Below are 14,884 nucleotides of genomic sequence, written 5' to 3'. Positions count from 1 at the left end.
GCGATGCGTTCTTCCTCGTTGTAGACCGGCATGAGGATCGAGAGCTTCACGGGAATCTCCACGGTGGCGACAATACGTCGGCCCTAGCCTAACCTGGCTGGTCAGCGAGACGGTGCCCAGCACCGTGGGCATCGACCGTGGCGGCCTCAGAAAGATGGTGTTTACTTCCGCCATGTCGGCAGCCGGCTACCCGCTCGCTTTGGCCCCCGTCGCCGCGATCGGACTGCTCACCGTCGCCCTCCGGCCGCTGGCCGCCGAGACCGTGGCGCCGCTGCGCCTCGCGCTGGTCCGGGCCGCCCTGGTCACGGGCGCGTTCGCGGTGCTCACGGTGGAGGTGCTCGGCGCGCTGGGGCTGCTCACCCTGCCGGCGTTCGCCGTCGCCTGGCTGCTCTTCCTCGCCGCCACGGGCGCGGCCGCCGGAGGGCGCCGCCGCCGGGACGCCGCGCGACGTGCGGCGGCCGTCGCGGCGCCACGCCGCGCCCTGGTCGGCGCGACCACCGGCCCCGCCACCGGCACCCCGGCCCCGCCGCCCGCACCGGATGCCGGCACGCCGGGCGCCGCCGGAGCCCGGCGGTCCGGCCGGTGGACCGGTCTGGCCGAAGCCTGGCGTACGGCGGGGCGGGGCGAGCGGCTGCTCGCCGGCACGGTCGGCGGGCTGCTCCTGGTCGAGCTGCTGATCGCCCTGCTGGCCGAACCGAACAACTTCGACTCGCAGACCTACCACCTGCCGAAGGTGGAGCACTGGGTGGCCCAGGGCGACCTCGACTTCTGGCCCACCGCCATCCACCGGCAGGTGACCATCCCGCCCGGCGCCGAGTATCTGCTGCTGCACCTGCGCCTCTTCACCGGCGGCGACGCGCTGCACCACCTGGTCCAGTGGGCCGCCGGGGTCGGCGCCCTGGTGGCGGCGACCCGGATCACCGCCCAGCTCGGCGGCAGCCGCCGGGCCCAGCTGCTCACCGCGTTCGTCCTGGCCACCACGCCGATGGTGGCGCTCCAGGCGACCAGCACCCAGACCGACCTGGTCTGCGCCGCCTGGGTGGCCTGCGCGGCGACGCTCGCGCTGGACGGACTGCGCCGGCGCACCGGGGTCGGGACGATGCTCGGGCTGGGGGCGGCCACCGGGCTGACCGCGGTCACCAAGACCAACGGCCTGATGGCGCTCGGGCCGCTGCTGGTGCTCTGGGGGCTCGCCCAGCTCCGGCTCGCGCGGGGCGGCGCCGCGCGGGAGCGCGCCGGAGCGGTGCGCCACAGGGCCGGCGCGGTGGACGGCCCGGATGCCGGTCACGCCGGCGGGGCTGCCGCGCCCGGCCTCCGGCCGGGACGCCAGGTGGCCCGGACGGTGACCGGGTCCGTGCTGATCCTGTTGGTCGCGGCGGTCGTGGTCGGGCCGTTCCTCGCCCGGGTGACCGCCGAGTTCGGGCACCCGCTCGGCCCGCCCCGGCTGCGCGAGTCCGTCCCGATGGAGCGGCACGACCCGCCCTCGGTGCTCGTCAACGCGCTGCGGATCGCGCACACGGCGTTCGACACCCCGCTCGCGCCGCTGCGCCGGGCCGGTGCCGAGGCGATCGTCGCCGGCGCCGACCTGATCGGGGTGGACCCCCAGGACCGGGCCACCACCTTCGGACGGGAACGCTTCCCGGTGCCGTCCTGGTATCCGGACGAGGACCGGGTGGCCTTCCCGCTGGCCGGGGCGCTGGCGCTGATCGGGACGGGGTTCGCGCTGGCCAGACCGGGCCGGGTCGGCCCGACGCAGGCGGGGCCGCTGCGCGCGTACGCGGTGGTCGTGGTGGTGGCCGTGCTGCTGCACACCGCCATGGTCAAGTGGCAGCCGTGGGGCAACCGCCTGCTGCTCTACGCGCTGACGCTTGCCGTACCGCTGGCGGGGCTCTGGCTCGACGCGCTGTTCCGCCGCCGGTCGGCCGCGCGGGCCGGCGGCGCGGGCCGGCGGTCGGTGGCGGCCGGGCTCGCGGTGACCGTGCTGGCCACCTGCGCGCTGGCCGGGGTGCTCGCGGTGTCGTACGGCTTCCCGCGCCGGCTGGTCGGCGCGGGCTCGGTCTTCACCACCTCAGAGTGGGAGACCAGGTTCCTGCGGCGTCCCCAGTGGGCGGAGGAGTTCCGCTGGGCGGCGGGCGCGGTACGCGCGACGGACGCCCGCCGGATCGGCCTGGTGCAGCAGAACGACAACTGGGAGTACCCCTGGTGGCTGCTGCTGCGTGACGCCGACGGCCGCCCGCCGGAGCTGGTGGCGCTGCAGTCCGTGCTGCCCGGGCGCCCGCCGGCCGACCCGGCCTCGGTGGACGCGATCGTCTGCACCGGCAGCCGGCCGGCGTGCGCGGAGCTGGTGCCGGCGGGCTGGCGCGTCGAGTTCCGGGGCTACGTCGGCTACGCCCTGCCGCCCGGGCGCTGACCCGCCCGGCACCTCCGGTCCGCGCACCGACAAGGCCGCCCGACGCCTCCGGCCGCGCACCGACAAGGCCGCCCGGCGCCTCCGGCGGCGCATCGACAAGGCCGCCCGGCGCCTCCGGCCGCGCATCGACAAGGCCGCCCGGCCACGCCGAGGAGCGCGGCCGGAGCGACGGCCGGAGGGCTCCTGACGTCGTCCGTCTCGCCCGGATCGTCCGGTTCTACGCTCCGCGCGCAACGATTCCGAGATGCATTCACATATCTCGAAGCCGGCGTTACCGTCTGGTAACTCGATCGACGTCCCGCGATCGAGCCGAAAGGAGTGCGTCGATGCATGGTTCCCCTGCCAGACGCGGACGCGTGACCCGACGACGGGTGCTCACCGTCGTCGCCGCCGCCGCGCTCGTCCTGCCGATGCTCGCCGGAACGGCCTCCCCCGCCACCGCGGCCGACCGTCCGGCCATCCAGCCACTCCCCGGCAACCTGGAGGCGATCCGCGCCGCCGAGGCCACCGCCCTCTACGGCGAGCCCGCCATCCGCCCCATCGAACAGCGCCGTACCGCGCTGATCACGATGGGCGACAGCGAGATCTCGGGCGAGGGGGTGGGCAACTACGTCCCCGGCACCCACGAGCCCGGCAACTGGTGCGACCGCTCGTACGACCAGGCGGTCTTCCGCACCGGCATCCCCGCCGACGAGAAATACAACATCGCCTGCTCCGGGGCGACCCCGTGGAACCTGATCCGGGGCGGGCCCACCCAGCACAACGAGCTGAACCAGGGCGACCACCTGGCGATCAAGGCGCGCAACACGCACATCAAGCTGATCTGGGTGGTGGTCGGTGCGAACGGCGACGGCACGATCCAGTTCGGCCCCGTCGCCACCGACTGCACCATCCGCCGGGTCTTCCTCCAGGGCCCGTGCTACCCCACCTACACCGACCAGTGGACGGTACGCACCGACGGCAGCCGACAGGCGGTCGAGGACGCGCTCACCGACATCCGGCAGACCATGACCGGCGCGGGCTACCTGCGGTCGGACTACGAGCTGGTGCTCATGTCGTACCCGAGCCCCGGCAGCCCGGACGTGGAGGACAACCCGAACTTCCCCGGCTGGTACGCCGGCGGCTGCCTGCTCTACCTGGCCGACGCCGCGTTCGCCCGGAACAAGGCGGTGCCCCTGTTCGAGTCGGCGCTGCGGGCGGCGGCGACCAACACCGGCACCCGCTACCTCGACGCGAGCCGGCTGTTCCACGGCCACGAGGTGTGCACCGACAACACCGCGGTCCGCGGCCTCCACATCGAGATCGGCGTCTGGGACGAGAACGCGGCGCGGCAGTCGTTCCACCCGAACCACCGGGGGCACGGCATGTTCGCCCAGTGCGTCACCCAGTTCTGGAACTCCGGGCAGCAGCGCGCCACCTGCGTCGACCCGGCCAGCACCGGCAACGGCGTGCTCTACCCGGGGTTGTTCGAGTTCAAGCAGCTGCGCAACGCCGCCACCGGCACCTGCGTGGACGGCAAGGGGTACGACTCGCGCAACGGCACGCCGCAGCAGTCGTACGGCTGCCACGGCGGGCGTAACCAGGGCTTCTGGTACGACCCGGCCCGGCAGTCGCTGCACTCGGAGCTGTCCCACGACCGCTGCCTGGACGTCTCGGGCGGCACGCTGAGCGCCGGCACGGCGGTCAACATCTACGACTGCCACGGCGGCGCCAACCAGAAGTTCGTGCTGGCCGGCAACCAGATCAAGGCGGCCGGCAACACCAACCTCTGCCTGGCCTTCGACAACCCGTGGCTGGGCACCCCGCGGCTGCGGCTGGCCACCTGCGCCACCAGCACGCGCCAGCAGTGGTCGTTCGAGTCCCGCGCCTTCGCCAACCCGGTGGGCTACGGGCACGACGACTTCATCGGCTCCCGGGTGTACTGAGGTGGGGTGTGGCCCGCCGTGCCCGGCTCCGGGCGGTCAGGCTTGCTCCCTCCGCCGGGCACGGCGGCCACACCTACTTCTGCTTGACCGGCACGACGATCAGGCGGGCCACGCCGCCGTCGCCCTCCTTGGCGCCGGCCACGCCGACCGTCGTGCCCACCCCGATGTCGGTGGACGCGATCGCCGTACGACGCTCGACGACGCGCAACCCGTCGCCGAAGGTCCAGGTCATGGTGAAGCCGTCGGTGGACCTCACGGTCATCTTCCCGCCGTCGATCGCGGTCACCTCGCCCCGCTGCACAGCGACGGTCCTCGTGCCGCCGTCCTTCGTCCGCACCACGGCCTCGCCGTGCAGCGTGTTCTTCCGCAGCAGCACCCGGGCCTGCCGGCGCTTGCGCCACTCCTCCGCGCGCTCGCGCCGCGGCTTCTCCCCCGTCGCGGTGGGCGAGGCCGCCGGCGGCGCGGGAGCGGCCACGGGGTCGACGTCCAGGTCGCCGGCGTCGAAGCCCATCGCGGCGAGCGCCTGGCCCTCCGCGCCGAGCGCCGCGACGACCTCGACGGCGGTCTCGCGGGCCGGTTGGCCCGCCACCTCGGCCGCACCGCAGCCGGTGAGCCCCAGCGCGACCGCCGCGAGCAGCGTGCCGGCGGCGATTCCCCAACGTGCCATGAGTCTCCCTCTCGTCCGTCCGTGGAGTCCCAGCCTCCCGCCGTCCGGCGAGCGGCGGGTCAGGCCGATGTTCGAGTTCGGTAAGGATCCGGGGGTAGCCGGACGGTGAACGCCGCCCCGCCCTCCGGCGCGTGCCCGGCCGTGATCTCCCCGCCGAGCCGGCGGACCAGGCCGGCGGCGAGCGCCAGCCCCAGCCCACTGCCGACCTTGCGCACCCCCGGTAGCGCTGGTGCAGGGCGCCGCGCTCGAACGCCACCGCCAGGTCGTCGTCGGTGAAACCGGGTCCGCCGTCGCGGACCTCCACGACGCCGCCCGCCGCCGGGTCCGCGCCGGCCGCCCGGACCGCGAGCACGACCGGCGCCCCCGGCGGTACGACGCGCAGGGCGTTCTCCAGCAGCCCGTCCACCACCTGCCGGATCCGCCCCGGATCGGTGTACGCCGGCACCTGCTGCTCCGGGACCTCGGCACGGAACGTGACCCCCACCGCCGCGCACCGGTCGGCCCAGGTCCGGCCGGCGTCGGCGGCCAGCCGGGCCAGGTCCACCGGCACCGGTTCGAGCGGGAAGTCGGCGGCCTCCAGCCGGGCCAGCGCCAACAGGTCGCTGACCAGCCGGTCCAGGTGCTCCGCCTCGGCGAGCACGGTACGGCCGGTGCCCGCCGCGTCCGCCGCCCCGATCACCCCGTCCGCCAGCGCCTCGGCGTAGCCCCGGATCGCGGTCAGCGGGGTGCGCAACTCGTGCGAGACGGAGAGCAGGAACTCCCGCTGCCGGCCCTCGCTGGTGGCCAGCGCGGCGGCCAGCCCGTTCAGCGCGTACGCCAGGTCGGCCACCTCGTCGGGCGGCTCCACCGGCACGCGTACCGTCCGGTCCCCGGCGCGCAGCCGGGCGGCGGCGTCGGCGGCGCGCCGGATCGGCCGGGCCAGCCGGCAGGCCAGCAGCAGCCCGGCGACCACGCCGGCGGCCAGCCCGGCCAGCAGCGGCAGCCAGAGGCTGGGCAGCACCTGCCGCCACGGGGCGGTGGCCCGGGAGCGGGTCAGCACCACCCCGTTGCCGCCCGGCAGGGCGCGGCCCTCGATCAGGGTGCGCCGCCCGTCGAGGGGCCGGCGGGTCGACACGTTCCGGCCCTCGGCGACGCGCTGCACCACCCGGGGCGGCAGGCCGGGCCGGGCCGCGACGCCCCGCCGGACCAGGTACGCGTCGACGCCCTGGGCACGAAGCTGGCGGACGAGCCGCTCCTCGTCGGCGGTCCGCCCGGTCTCCAGCCGGGGCCGCAGCACCTCGGCGGCGAGCCGGGCCTGGGCGGCCAGCGCCTCCTGGTCGCGCCGCTCCACGCCGCGCACCGCCACGGGCACCGCCACGATCGCGGTGACCAGCACCGAGACCAGGGCGACGGCGCAGGTGACCAGCACCGCGCGGGAGGTGAGCGTACGGGCGGGGCGGGGGCGGGACGGCCGCGCCGGCGGGCCGACCACCGGCAGCGCGACGGTAGGCTCAGCCATCTGCGGCGTACCCGACGCCCCGGTGGGTGCGGATCACGCTGGCCGCGCCGAGCTTCGCGCGGACCTGCGCGACGTGCACGTCGACGGTGCGGGTGCCGGCGTGGGCCGCGTACCCCCACACCCCCGCGAGCAGTTCCTCCCGCGTGAAGACCCGGCCCGGCCGGGCCATCAGGTGCGCGAGCAGGTCGAACTCGGTCGACGTGAGCTGCACCGGGGCCCCCGCGACGGTCACCGTGCGCCGGGCCGGGTCGAGCGTCACCGCGCCGACGACCCGCGGCCGGCCCATTCCCCCGGGCGCTCCGACCGTGCGCCGCAGCACCGCCCGCACGCGGGCGACCAGCTCGCGCGGACTGAACGGCTTGGTGACGTAGTCGTCGGCGCCCAACTCCAGCCCGACGACGCGGTCCACCTCGTCGTCCCGGGCGGTGAGGAAGATGACCGGCGTCCAGTCGCCGGCCTCGCGCAGCCGCCGGCAGACCTCGGTGCCGGCCAGGCCGGGCAGCGCGATGTCGAGGACGCAGGCCACCGGCCGCAGCCGGCGGGCGGCGGCCAGGCCGGCGGCGCCGTCCCGTTCCAGGTGTACGCCGAACCCGTCGCGAACCAGATAGAGCCGGACCAGGTCGGCGATGGCCGGCTCGTCCTCCACCACGAGGACGAGCCCGCGGGTCGGGGCGTTGACGGTCACCGGCCCATGATTCCCGACGCGGCGGCGCCGGGCGGGTCAGCGGATGTTCGGATTCGGTAAGAAGACGGTCAGCGCACCACGGCCGGCCGGAACGCGGCGGGCCGCGCGGCCGCCGGCGCCTCGCCAATGGTGGCGACGAGCCGCTCCCGGGGCGTCCGCAGCCGGGTCCGGAAGGCGTGGTTGAGCAGCGCGTCGAGCTGCCACACCTGCTTCGGGTGCCGGGTGTGGATGAGGAACCGCTCGCGGACCCCGTCGATCGCGGTGGCCGCCAGCTCGACCGAGTGCAGGCGCGGGTCCGGGCTCCAGGTGACGTTGCTGAGTTCCCGCAGCTCGGTGTTGAGGTGCAGGCGCAGCCGGTGCAGGACCCGGGTCTGCTGGGTGACGACCAGCCGCCGGTGGGTCAGCAGGAAAAGGTACTCGCCGGCCATCGGGCGGTCGGGCCGGCTGCACCGGGTGACCAGGATGGTGGCGTCGCCGGAGCCGACGCAGCGGCGGAAGACCGGCATGTGCCGGCTGACGGTCTGCATCGCCAGTCCGGCCTCGGAGGCGGCCGGGAGGAACGTTCGGGAGAAGACGTCCATGCCCTGCCCAACGACGGGCGCCGGAGGGTGACGTGGGTCACGCGCAAATTGCAGAACTTCCACACCCGCGCGTCGCACCGCCTGTCCGACTTCCGGGCCCGTCGCGCCGGACGGGCCCGGAAGTACGCGTCAGAGCAACGGCTGCATCGCGCCGAAACCGCTGCCCAGCCGGGTCGGGGCGAGCCATCCGCCACCGCTCCAGCGGTACCGCAGCACGTTGCCGGTCGACTTCTGGACCGCGACCAGGTCGGGCCGGCCGTCCCGGTCGAAGTCGCCGAGCTGGGCGAGGTCGCGCATGCCGCCCCAGCCGGCGCCCGCGTCGAGCCGGGCGCCGAGGAGCCCGTCCGGGCCGCCCGGGTGGACGTGCAGGCGGCCCGTGGCCGTGTCCCGGGCGAGCACGTCGAGGCGCCCGTCACCGGTGAAGTCGGCGCCGCCGGTCAGCTCGTCGAGCCCGTTCCAGCCCGCGCCGCCGAGGGCGACCCGGCTGCCGAAGCCGGTGCCCGTGCCCGGATAGAGCCAGAGCACGCCGGTGGAGGTCTGCACTGCCGCGATGTCCTGGAAGCCGTCGCCGTTCCAGTCGCCGACGGGGGTGATCTCGCGCATGCCGTTCCAGCCGCTGCCGACCCTGACCCGGGTGGTCACGCCGGCGCCGTTGCCCGGGTAGAACCACAGGTAGCCGGTCGACTTCTCGCGGGCCAGCAGGTCCTCGCCGCCGGCCCGGTCGAAGTTGCCCGCCCGGACGATCGCGTCCATCCCGTTCCAGCCCGCGCCGAGCGAGGCCCGCCCGCTCAGCGTGGCGCCGTTGCCGCCGTAGACGTACAGCCGGCCGGTGGCCGGCTCGCGGTAGCCGAGGTCGGCCCAGCCGTTGCCGGTGAAGTCGCCGAACCGGGTGGCGGGCAGCGGGGCGACGTCGAGGTGGTTGCTGTCGATGTTGATGGTCACCCCACCCCACGTCTCGTGGTGGTCGCCCCGGTACTGCTTCATCCGCTGCTTCGGCATCCAGTACGACTCGGGCAGCGCCTCGTCCGCCACCGTCTGCACGCCGTCCCACCGGGCGAAGTCCAGGTAGTCCGGCCGGCCGTGGCCGGCCCGCTCGTACGCCGCGACCTGGTCGGCGAGGCCGCCGGAGGCCACGTCGGTGTAGAAGCCGGAGAAGTAGCCGTGGTCGTGCAGCCGGATGGTCCAGGCGTGGGTGAAGGTCTGCACCGCCGCCGTGCAGGCCGCGTCGCCCGCCGGGTACTTCTCCATGTTGTAGAAGACGGTGCTCTCCCGGGCGAGCCCCAGGTCGCGGGCGCGCGCCGCGGCGTCGTCGGCGGCGGCCCGCCCCTGCGCGGCGGCCTGCGCCGGGTCGATCCGCGGCTTGCTGGTGCTGCGGCAGGGCGCCTGCGGCCCGACGTAGAGCGGGAAGAAGCGCCAGCCCGCCGCCGCCTGCGTGGTCACCCACTCCCGGGTCAGGTTCGGCTGGGCGCAGGCCCGGCCGTTCCCCCCGATGTAGATGCCCACCGCCCGGTACGGCGAGGCGAGCCACGCCTTCATGGCCGCGTTCGACGGCGCGGTGCAGGTGTCGAAGCCCAGGCCGGTGAACGCGCCCGGGTGCGGCCCGGTGTAGCCGGCGGCCCGCGCGGGCCCGGCGGTGCCGGTCAGGGCGGCGCCGGCGGCGAGCACGGTGGCCGCCGTCGCGGCGAGTGCCCGCCGGGCGGTACGCCGCAGCCCGGCGGGCAGAGCGGAACGAAGCGTCACGGGTCCCCGATCCTGGTCGCTCAGAGCAGCGGGGTCATGGAGCCGAACCCGGTGCCGAGCCGGATGGGCGCCGCCCAGGCGGTGCCGAGCCAGCGGTACCGGTAGACGTAGCCGGTCGACTTCTGCACGGCCACCATGTCCGGCCGGCCGTCCCGGTCGAAGTCGCCGAGCTGGACGAGGTCACGCATGGTGTTCCAGCCGGCACCGACCTTGGTGCGGGTGTTGGGCGCGCCGGCACGACCCGGGTACAGGTAGAGGTCGCCGGTGCTCTTCTCCCGCGCGACCACGTCGGGGTAGCCGTCGTTGTTGAAATCGCCGCCGCCGTTCAGCTCGTCCACCGTGTTCCAGCCGGAGCCGAGCAGGACCCGGGTCGGGAAAGCGCTGCCCCCCGTGCCCGGATACAGGTAGAGCGCGCCGGTGGAGCTCTGCACTGCCAGCAGGTCCTGGAAGCCGTCGCGGTCGTAGTCGCCGATCGGCGTGATCTCCCGGACGCTGTTCCAGCCGGCGCCGAGGTTGATCCGGCCGCTGATCCCCGACCCGGTGCCCGGGTACAGCCACAGGTAGCCGGTGGCCGGCTCGCGGGCGATCACGTCCTCGCCGCCGGCCCGGTCGAAGTCGCCGGCCCGGATGATCGTGTCCATGCCGTTCCAGCCGGCGCCCAGCGTGATCCGGCCGCTCAGCGTGGTGCCGTTGCCGCCGTAGACGTACACCCGGCCGGTGGCCGGCTCCCGGTAGCCGAGGTCCGCCCAGCCGTTGCCGGTGAAGTCACCGAACCGGGTCGCCGGCAGCGGGGCGACGTCGAGGTAGTCGCCGTCGATGTTGATGGTCACCCCGCCCCACGTCTCGTCGTGCGGGCCCACGTGCTGCTTCATCCGCCGCTTCGGCATCCAGTAGCTGGCCGGGATGGTCGGGTCCTCGACCGTGGCCTCGTTGTCCCAGCGCGCGAAGTCGAGGTAGTCCGGGCGTACGTAGCCGGGCGTGTCGTAGGCGGCGACCTGGTCGGCGACGCCCCGGGCCACGCTGCTGTAGAAGCCGGAGAGGTAGCCCTGGTCGTGCAGCCGGGCGGTCCACGCGCTCATGAAGGTGAGGACCGCGGTGGTGCAGGCGGCGTCGCCGCCGTCGTAGTCCTCCATGTCGTAGAAGAGGACGCTCTCCCGGGGCAGGCCGAGTTCCACCGCCCGCGCCACGGCGTCGTCGGCCTCGGCCTGACCCTGCGCCGCCGCCTGGGCCGGGTCGATGCGCGGCCGGCTGGTCGGCAGGCACGGGGCCTGGAGCCCGACGTACATCGGGACGAGGTGCCAGCCCTCCGCCGTCTGCTCCGCGACCCACTCCGGGGTCAGCGCGGGCTGTGCGCAGCCCCGGCTGCTGCCGCCGAAGTAGATGACGACCGCCCGGTACGGCGAGTGGTCGCGCCACGCCTGCATCTGCGCGCTGGTCGGCGCGGTGCAGGCGTCGAAGCCGAGGCCGGTGTAGGTGCCGGGCTGCGGCGGGACGGCGGCGTGGGCCGGGCCGGTGACGACTGTCAGCGCGAGGCCGGTGCCGACGACGGTGGTGGCGGCGAGGGCCACGGTCCGGCGGGCGGCACGGCGCAGCCCGGCCGGCGAGAGTGTGGATTTCACGTTTCCCCGATCTGTCCCCGTGAGTCCGACTGCCGGCGGGCGGACGCGTCACTCGCGCCGCCGGCCCGCTGATTCTGACCACAGTCGACGGCTGCTGTCGAGGTCGTGGCCGGAACCGGGCGGACCGGAGGTGTCGCGGGCGGGCCCTGCACGCCTGCTGAACGGCCGCGCGCCGTCCGTCCGGGCTCAGACCGGGTCGGGCTCGAACAGCTCCGTCAGCCAGCCGGGCACCGCGGACGCGTACTGCGCCCGCGCCGCGTCCCGCGTCATGAGGGCCCGGCGCCAGGAGAGCGACCTGCTCACCCGGGTGACGCGGACGGCCAGCCGGGCCACCTCGCGCAGCGTCGCCCGGTCGTGCCGGTCCGACCACGGCTCCAGGTACGCGTCCCGCAGCCGCGCCAGCGTCGGGTCGCCGGCGGGCAGCTCGAAGGCGTCCGCGACCGAGTTCAGCGTGACCAGCAGGGTGCCGAACGGGTGGGCGACCGAGGCGTCCCCCCAGTCGAAGAACCGGTGCCCGTCGGCGGCGACGAAGACGTTGCCGTCGTGCAGGTCGTCGTGCTGGATGCTGGGCGCGACGCCCGAGTCGGCCAACCGGCGGCAATGCTCGGCGAAGGTGTCCCGATGGGCGCGCAACCGCCCGTACGCCTCGACGTCGAGCCCGTCCTGCGCCCCCAGCAGCAGCGACTCCCCGTCGTCCAGCAGCGCCTCGAACAGCTCCGGCAGCACCTCCGGCCGGTGGTCGGGAACCCCGAGCGCGAGCAGCTCGCCGGCCCGGGGCGCGACCGTGCGCTGGAGGTCGGCGTACTCCGGCAGGACCTGCTCCCAGCCGGCCAGCAGGTCACGGTCGCCGCCCAGCGCGTCGCGCAGCGAGCGGCCCCCGTCGGGCAGCAGCGACCAGCCGCGGTCGGCGTCGACCGCGATCGGGTCGAGCACCCGCCCCGGGGCGAGCCGGGCCAGCGCGCCCAGCAGCGCCGCCTCGTGCCGGGTGCCCGGGTTGTTCGCCTTGAACCAGGCGTCCCCGGCGTCGGTGGGCACCCGCCAGACGACGGACCACGGCCGGACCCGGGGCTCGACCGGCCCGACGACCCGCCGGCCGTGCCGGCCGAGCTGGTCGCCGACCCAGCCGAGCGCGGTGTCCCGCCAGTGCGGGTCGGCCCAGTCGGCGTACGGCGTGGAGGCAGTGGTCACGTCGCGGAATCTAGCCCCGTCCCCGCCGCCAGTGCGACACCTTTATCCCCGGCGCACCCCGTGGCCGGCGACGCTCGACGCGTCCCCGCCGGTCCCGGCGATGGTCGTCACGACCGTCGGCGGGGACGGCTACCCTTCACCGCCATGCCCGACGCCTCATTCCTCGCCGCCACCCGCGACTCCTACGACACCATGGCCGTCGACTACACCGAGTGGCTTCGTACGGACATGGACGGCAGGCCCCTCGACCGGGCGCTGCTGGCCGCCTTCGCCGAGGCGGTGAAGGCCAACGGCGACGGTCCCGTCGCCGACGTCGGCTGCGGACCCGGCCGCGTCACGATTCTGCTGCACCGACTGGGCCTGGACGCGTTCGGCATCGACCTGTCGCCCGGAATGGTCACGCTGGCCCGGGAGACGTACCTGCGGCTGCGGTTCGAGGTGGGCTCGATGCTCGCGCTGGACCTGCCGGACGCCTCCCTCGGCGGGCTGCTCGCCTACTACTCGGTCATCCACGTCCCGTGGGACCGGCGGCCCGAGGTCTTCGCCGAGTTCCACCGGGTGCTCGCGCCGGGCGGGCAGCTCATGCTCGCCTTCCAGGTCGGCGACGACCGCCTGCACCTCGACGAGGCCTTCGGCAAACCGATCTGCGCCGACTGGTACCGACAGCGACCGGAGGAGGTGGCCGCGCTGCTGCGCGAGGCCGGTTTCGACCTGTGGGCCACGGTCGTGAAGGAGCGCGAGGGCACGGAGACGACCCCGCAGGGCTTCATGCTGGCGCGCAAGCCTGCCGGGGCGTAGCCCCGCCCCCGGTCGGCGGGGGCGCCGTCAGAGCAGCTCGACGATGGTGGCGTTGGCCATGCCGCCGCCCTCGCACATCGTCTGGAGGCCGTAGCGGATGTTGTTGTCCCGCATGTGGGCGAGCATCGTGGTCATGATCCGGGCGCCGGAGGCGCCGAGCGGGTGGCCGAGGGCGATCGCGCCGCCACGCGGGTTGAGCCGCTCCGCGTCCGCCTCGGTCTCCGCCAGCCAGGCCAGCGGCACCGGGGCGAACGCCTCGTTCACCTCGTACACCCCGATCTCCTCGATGCCCAGCCCCGCGCGGCGCAGCGCCTTGGCGGTGGCCGGGATGGGCGCGGTGAGCATGGTGACCGGGTCGTCGGCGGCGACCACGGCGGTGTGAATCCGGGCCAGCGGGCGCAGGCCGTGCCGGCTGGCCCATTCGCTGGTGGTGACGGCGAGGGCCGCCGCGCCGTCGGAGATCTGCGACGCGGAACCGGCGGTGACGACGCCGTCGGGGCGGAACGGGGTGGCCAGCTCGCCGAGCTTCTCCAGCGAGGTGTCCCGCCGGATGCCCTCGTCGGCGGCGAACTTGCCGCCGTCGGCCAGGGCGACCGGGGCGATCTCGGCGTCGAAGGCGCCGGCGTCCTGCGCGGCGGCCGCCTTCTCGTGGCTGGCGAGGGCGAACTCGTCGAGCTGGGCGCGGGAGAAGCGCCAGCGCTCGGCGATCAGCTCGGCCCCGACGCCCTGGTTGAACGGCAGCGGCGCGTCCTCGGCGAAGCCCTCGACGCCCCGGTAGCGGTCGCGCAACTGGTCGCTGAAGGGCGATCCACCGGCCACGCTGGAGCCCATCGCCACCCGGGTCATCGACTCGACGCCGCCGGCGACGACCAGGTCGGCCTGGCCGGAGAGCACGGTGGCGGCGGCGAAGTGCAGGGCCTGCTGGCTGGAGCCGCACTGGCGGTCGAGCGTGGTGCCGGGGACGGACTCGGGCCAGCCGGCGGCCAGCACGCCGTTGCGGGCGACGTTCCACGACTGGTCGCCGACCTGGGAGACGCAGCCCCAGACCACGTCGTCGACCTGGGCCGGGTCGATCCCGGTGCGCTCGGCGAGGGCGCGCAGCACGTGCGCCGAGAGGTCGACCGGATGCACGGCGGCCAGGCTGCCCTTGCGCCGCCCCACCGGGGTGCGTACCGCGCCGACGATGACTGCGTCACTCATGACTACTCCCCGGTAACTTCGGCTGCCACCGATACTACGTCCTGGGCGGGCCGCCGTCCTCCCCCGGGGTGCGCTGGCATCCTGGACGGATGCGCCCAGACCCGTCCCCGACCGTCCACCAGTGGCGGGTGCCGGCCACCCTGCCGGCACTCAAGCTGGCCGGCGCGGTCGCGCTGCTCGCGCTCGCGCTGCTCCTCGACGAGGGCGACCCGGTCCAGTTGGGGCTGGCCGTGGTCGCGGCCGCCGCGCTGGCCGGTTGGGCGGCACGCGACCCTGGTGGCGCCGGTCCGGCTGGCGGTCGACCCGGAGGGGGTCACCGTCGTCCAGGGCTTCGCGGGTCGCCGCCGGTTGCCCTGGTCGGCCGTCGAGCGGGTCACCGTGGACCGCCGCGCCCGGCTGGGCCTGACCAGCGAGGTGCTGGAGATCGACGCCGGGGAGTCGCTGCACCTCTTCGGCCGCCTCGACCTCGGCGCCGAGCCCGCCGACGTGGCCGAGGCCCTGCACGAGGCCCGCCCGCGCTGAGCGGCGGTCAGCCGCCGGCCGCCGCACGGCCCGGTCGGTCCCGCGGCACGA

The 14,884-nt window shown here is 75.2% G+C and carries 10 protein-coding genes and 2 pseudogenes; 4 read left to right on the top strand and 8 right to left on the bottom strand.

Features of this window, described 5'->3' with window-relative positions:
• Positions 1 to 172: 172 nt before the first annotated feature.
• Both ACZ6O2_RS13920 and ACZ6O2_RS13915 read left to right on the top strand, forming a co-directional pair.
• Positions 173 to 2,410 carry a hypothetical protein gene (locus tag ACZ6O2_RS13920; RefSeq protein WP_466023069.1) on the top strand — a complete coding sequence of 746 codons (2,238 nt, stop codon included), beginning with the start codon at positions 173 to 175 and terminating at the stop codon, positions 2,408 to 2,410.
• Between the two features lie 356 nt (positions 2,411 to 2,766).
• Positions 2,767 to 4,335, top strand: coding sequence for a ricin-type beta-trefoil lectin domain protein (locus ACZ6O2_RS13915; RefSeq protein ID WP_466023068.1), 1,569 nt, complete (start codon positions 2,767 to 2,769; stop codon positions 4,333 to 4,335).
• A 73-nt stretch (positions 4,336 to 4,408) separates the two neighbouring features.
• Here ACZ6O2_RS13915 and ACZ6O2_RS13910 read toward each other — a convergent pair whose 3' ends face one another.
• The 7 genes and pseudogenes from ACZ6O2_RS13910 to ACZ6O2_RS13880 all read right to left on the bottom strand — a co-directional run bounded on the left by ACZ6O2_RS13910 (position 4,409) and on the right by ACZ6O2_RS13880 (position 12,313).
• On the bottom strand, positions 4,409 to 5,002 hold the full coding sequence (locus tag ACZ6O2_RS13910) for a hypothetical protein (protein WP_466023067.1): 594 nt from the start codon (positions 5,000 to 5,002) through the stop codon (positions 4,409 to 4,411).
• Positions 5,003 to 5,061: 59 nt separating this feature from the next.
• Positions 5,062 to 6,500 (bottom strand): annotated as a pseudogene (locus ACZ6O2_RS13905) (sensor histidine kinase).
• Positions 6,493 to 7,185 carry a response regulator gene (locus ACZ6O2_RS13900; protein WP_466023066.1) on the bottom strand — a complete coding sequence of 231 codons (693 nt, stop codon included), beginning with the start codon at positions 7,183 to 7,185 and terminating at the stop codon, positions 6,493 to 6,495. The pseudogene ACZ6O2_RS13905 and the gene ACZ6O2_RS13900 overlap by 8 nt, the downstream one beginning before the upstream one ends.
• 68 nt (positions 7,186 to 7,253) lie before the next feature.
• Complete coding sequence (locus tag ACZ6O2_RS13895) at positions 7,254 to 7,766, bottom strand: hypothetical protein (RefSeq protein ID WP_466023065.1); 513 nt, start codon at positions 7,764 to 7,766, stop codon at positions 7,254 to 7,256.
• Between the two features lie 129 nt (positions 7,767 to 7,895).
• Positions 7,896 to 9,506 carry a glycoside hydrolase domain-containing protein gene (locus tag ACZ6O2_RS13890; protein WP_466023064.1) on the bottom strand — a complete coding sequence of 537 codons (1,611 nt, stop codon included), beginning with the start codon at positions 9,504 to 9,506 and terminating at the stop codon, positions 7,896 to 7,898.
• 20 nt (positions 9,507 to 9,526) lie between these two features.
• Positions 9,527 to 11,125 (bottom strand): glycoside hydrolase domain-containing protein, encoded by a 1,599-nt coding sequence (locus ACZ6O2_RS13885; protein ID WP_466023063.1) that lies wholly within the window; start codon positions 11,123 to 11,125, stop codon positions 9,527 to 9,529.
• Positions 11,126 to 11,311: 186 nt separating this feature from the next.
• Entirely contained in the window at positions 11,312 to 12,313 is a 1,002-nt protein-coding gene (locus tag ACZ6O2_RS13880) for a phosphotransferase (RefSeq protein WP_466023062.1), read from the bottom strand.
• 144 nt (positions 12,314 to 12,457) lie between these two features.
• Between ACZ6O2_RS13880 and ACZ6O2_RS13875 the strand changes: the two genes are divergently transcribed.
• Entirely contained in the window at positions 12,458 to 13,111 is a 654-nt protein-coding gene (locus ACZ6O2_RS13875; protein ID WP_466023061.1) for a class I SAM-dependent methyltransferase, read from the top strand.
• Positions 13,112 to 13,138: 27 nt separating this feature from the next.
• On the opposite strand, the gene ACZ6O2_RS13870 is transcribed toward ACZ6O2_RS13875, so the two are convergent.
• Positions 13,139 to 14,311 (bottom strand): thiolase family protein, encoded by a 1,173-nt coding sequence (locus ACZ6O2_RS13870; protein ID WP_350702634.1) that lies wholly within the window; start codon positions 14,309 to 14,311, stop codon positions 13,139 to 13,141.
• An 89-nt stretch (positions 14,312 to 14,400) separates the two neighbouring features.
• Between ACZ6O2_RS13870 and ACZ6O2_RS13865 the strand changes: the two are divergent.
• A pseudogene (locus ACZ6O2_RS13865) lies at positions 14,401 to 14,833 on the top strand (PH domain-containing protein).
• The last annotated feature ends 51 nt before the right edge of the window (positions 14,834 to 14,884 follow it).

The organism is Micromonospora sp. NPDC048040 (assembly GCF_055587185.1).
Note: the sequence above shows the minus strand (reverse complement) of the source record. Positions and strands in the feature narration are given on the sequence as shown.

What these genes read in the sequence shown, in the direction of transcription:
- ACZ6O2_RS13870 (WP_350702634.1), bottom strand. Translation starts at nt 14,311, where the DNA reads ATGAGTGACGCAGTCATCGTCGGCGCGGTACGCACCCCGGTGGGGCGG.
- ACZ6O2_RS13910 (WP_466023067.1), bottom strand. Translation starts at nt 5,002, where the DNA reads ATGGCACGTTGGGGAATCGCCGCCGGCACGCTGCTCGCGGCGGTCGCG.
- ACZ6O2_RS13920 (WP_466023069.1), top strand. Translation starts at nt 173, where the DNA reads ATGTCGGCAGCCGGCTACCCGCTCGCTTTGGCCCCCGTCGCCGCGATC.
- ACZ6O2_RS13875 (WP_466023061.1), top strand. Translation starts at nt 12,458, where the DNA reads ATGCCCGACGCCTCATTCCTCGCCGCCACCCGCGACTCCTACGACACC.
- ACZ6O2_RS13895 (WP_466023065.1), bottom strand. Translation starts at nt 7,766, where the DNA reads ATGGACGTCTTCTCCCGAACGTTCCTCCCGGCCGCCTCCGAGGCCGGA.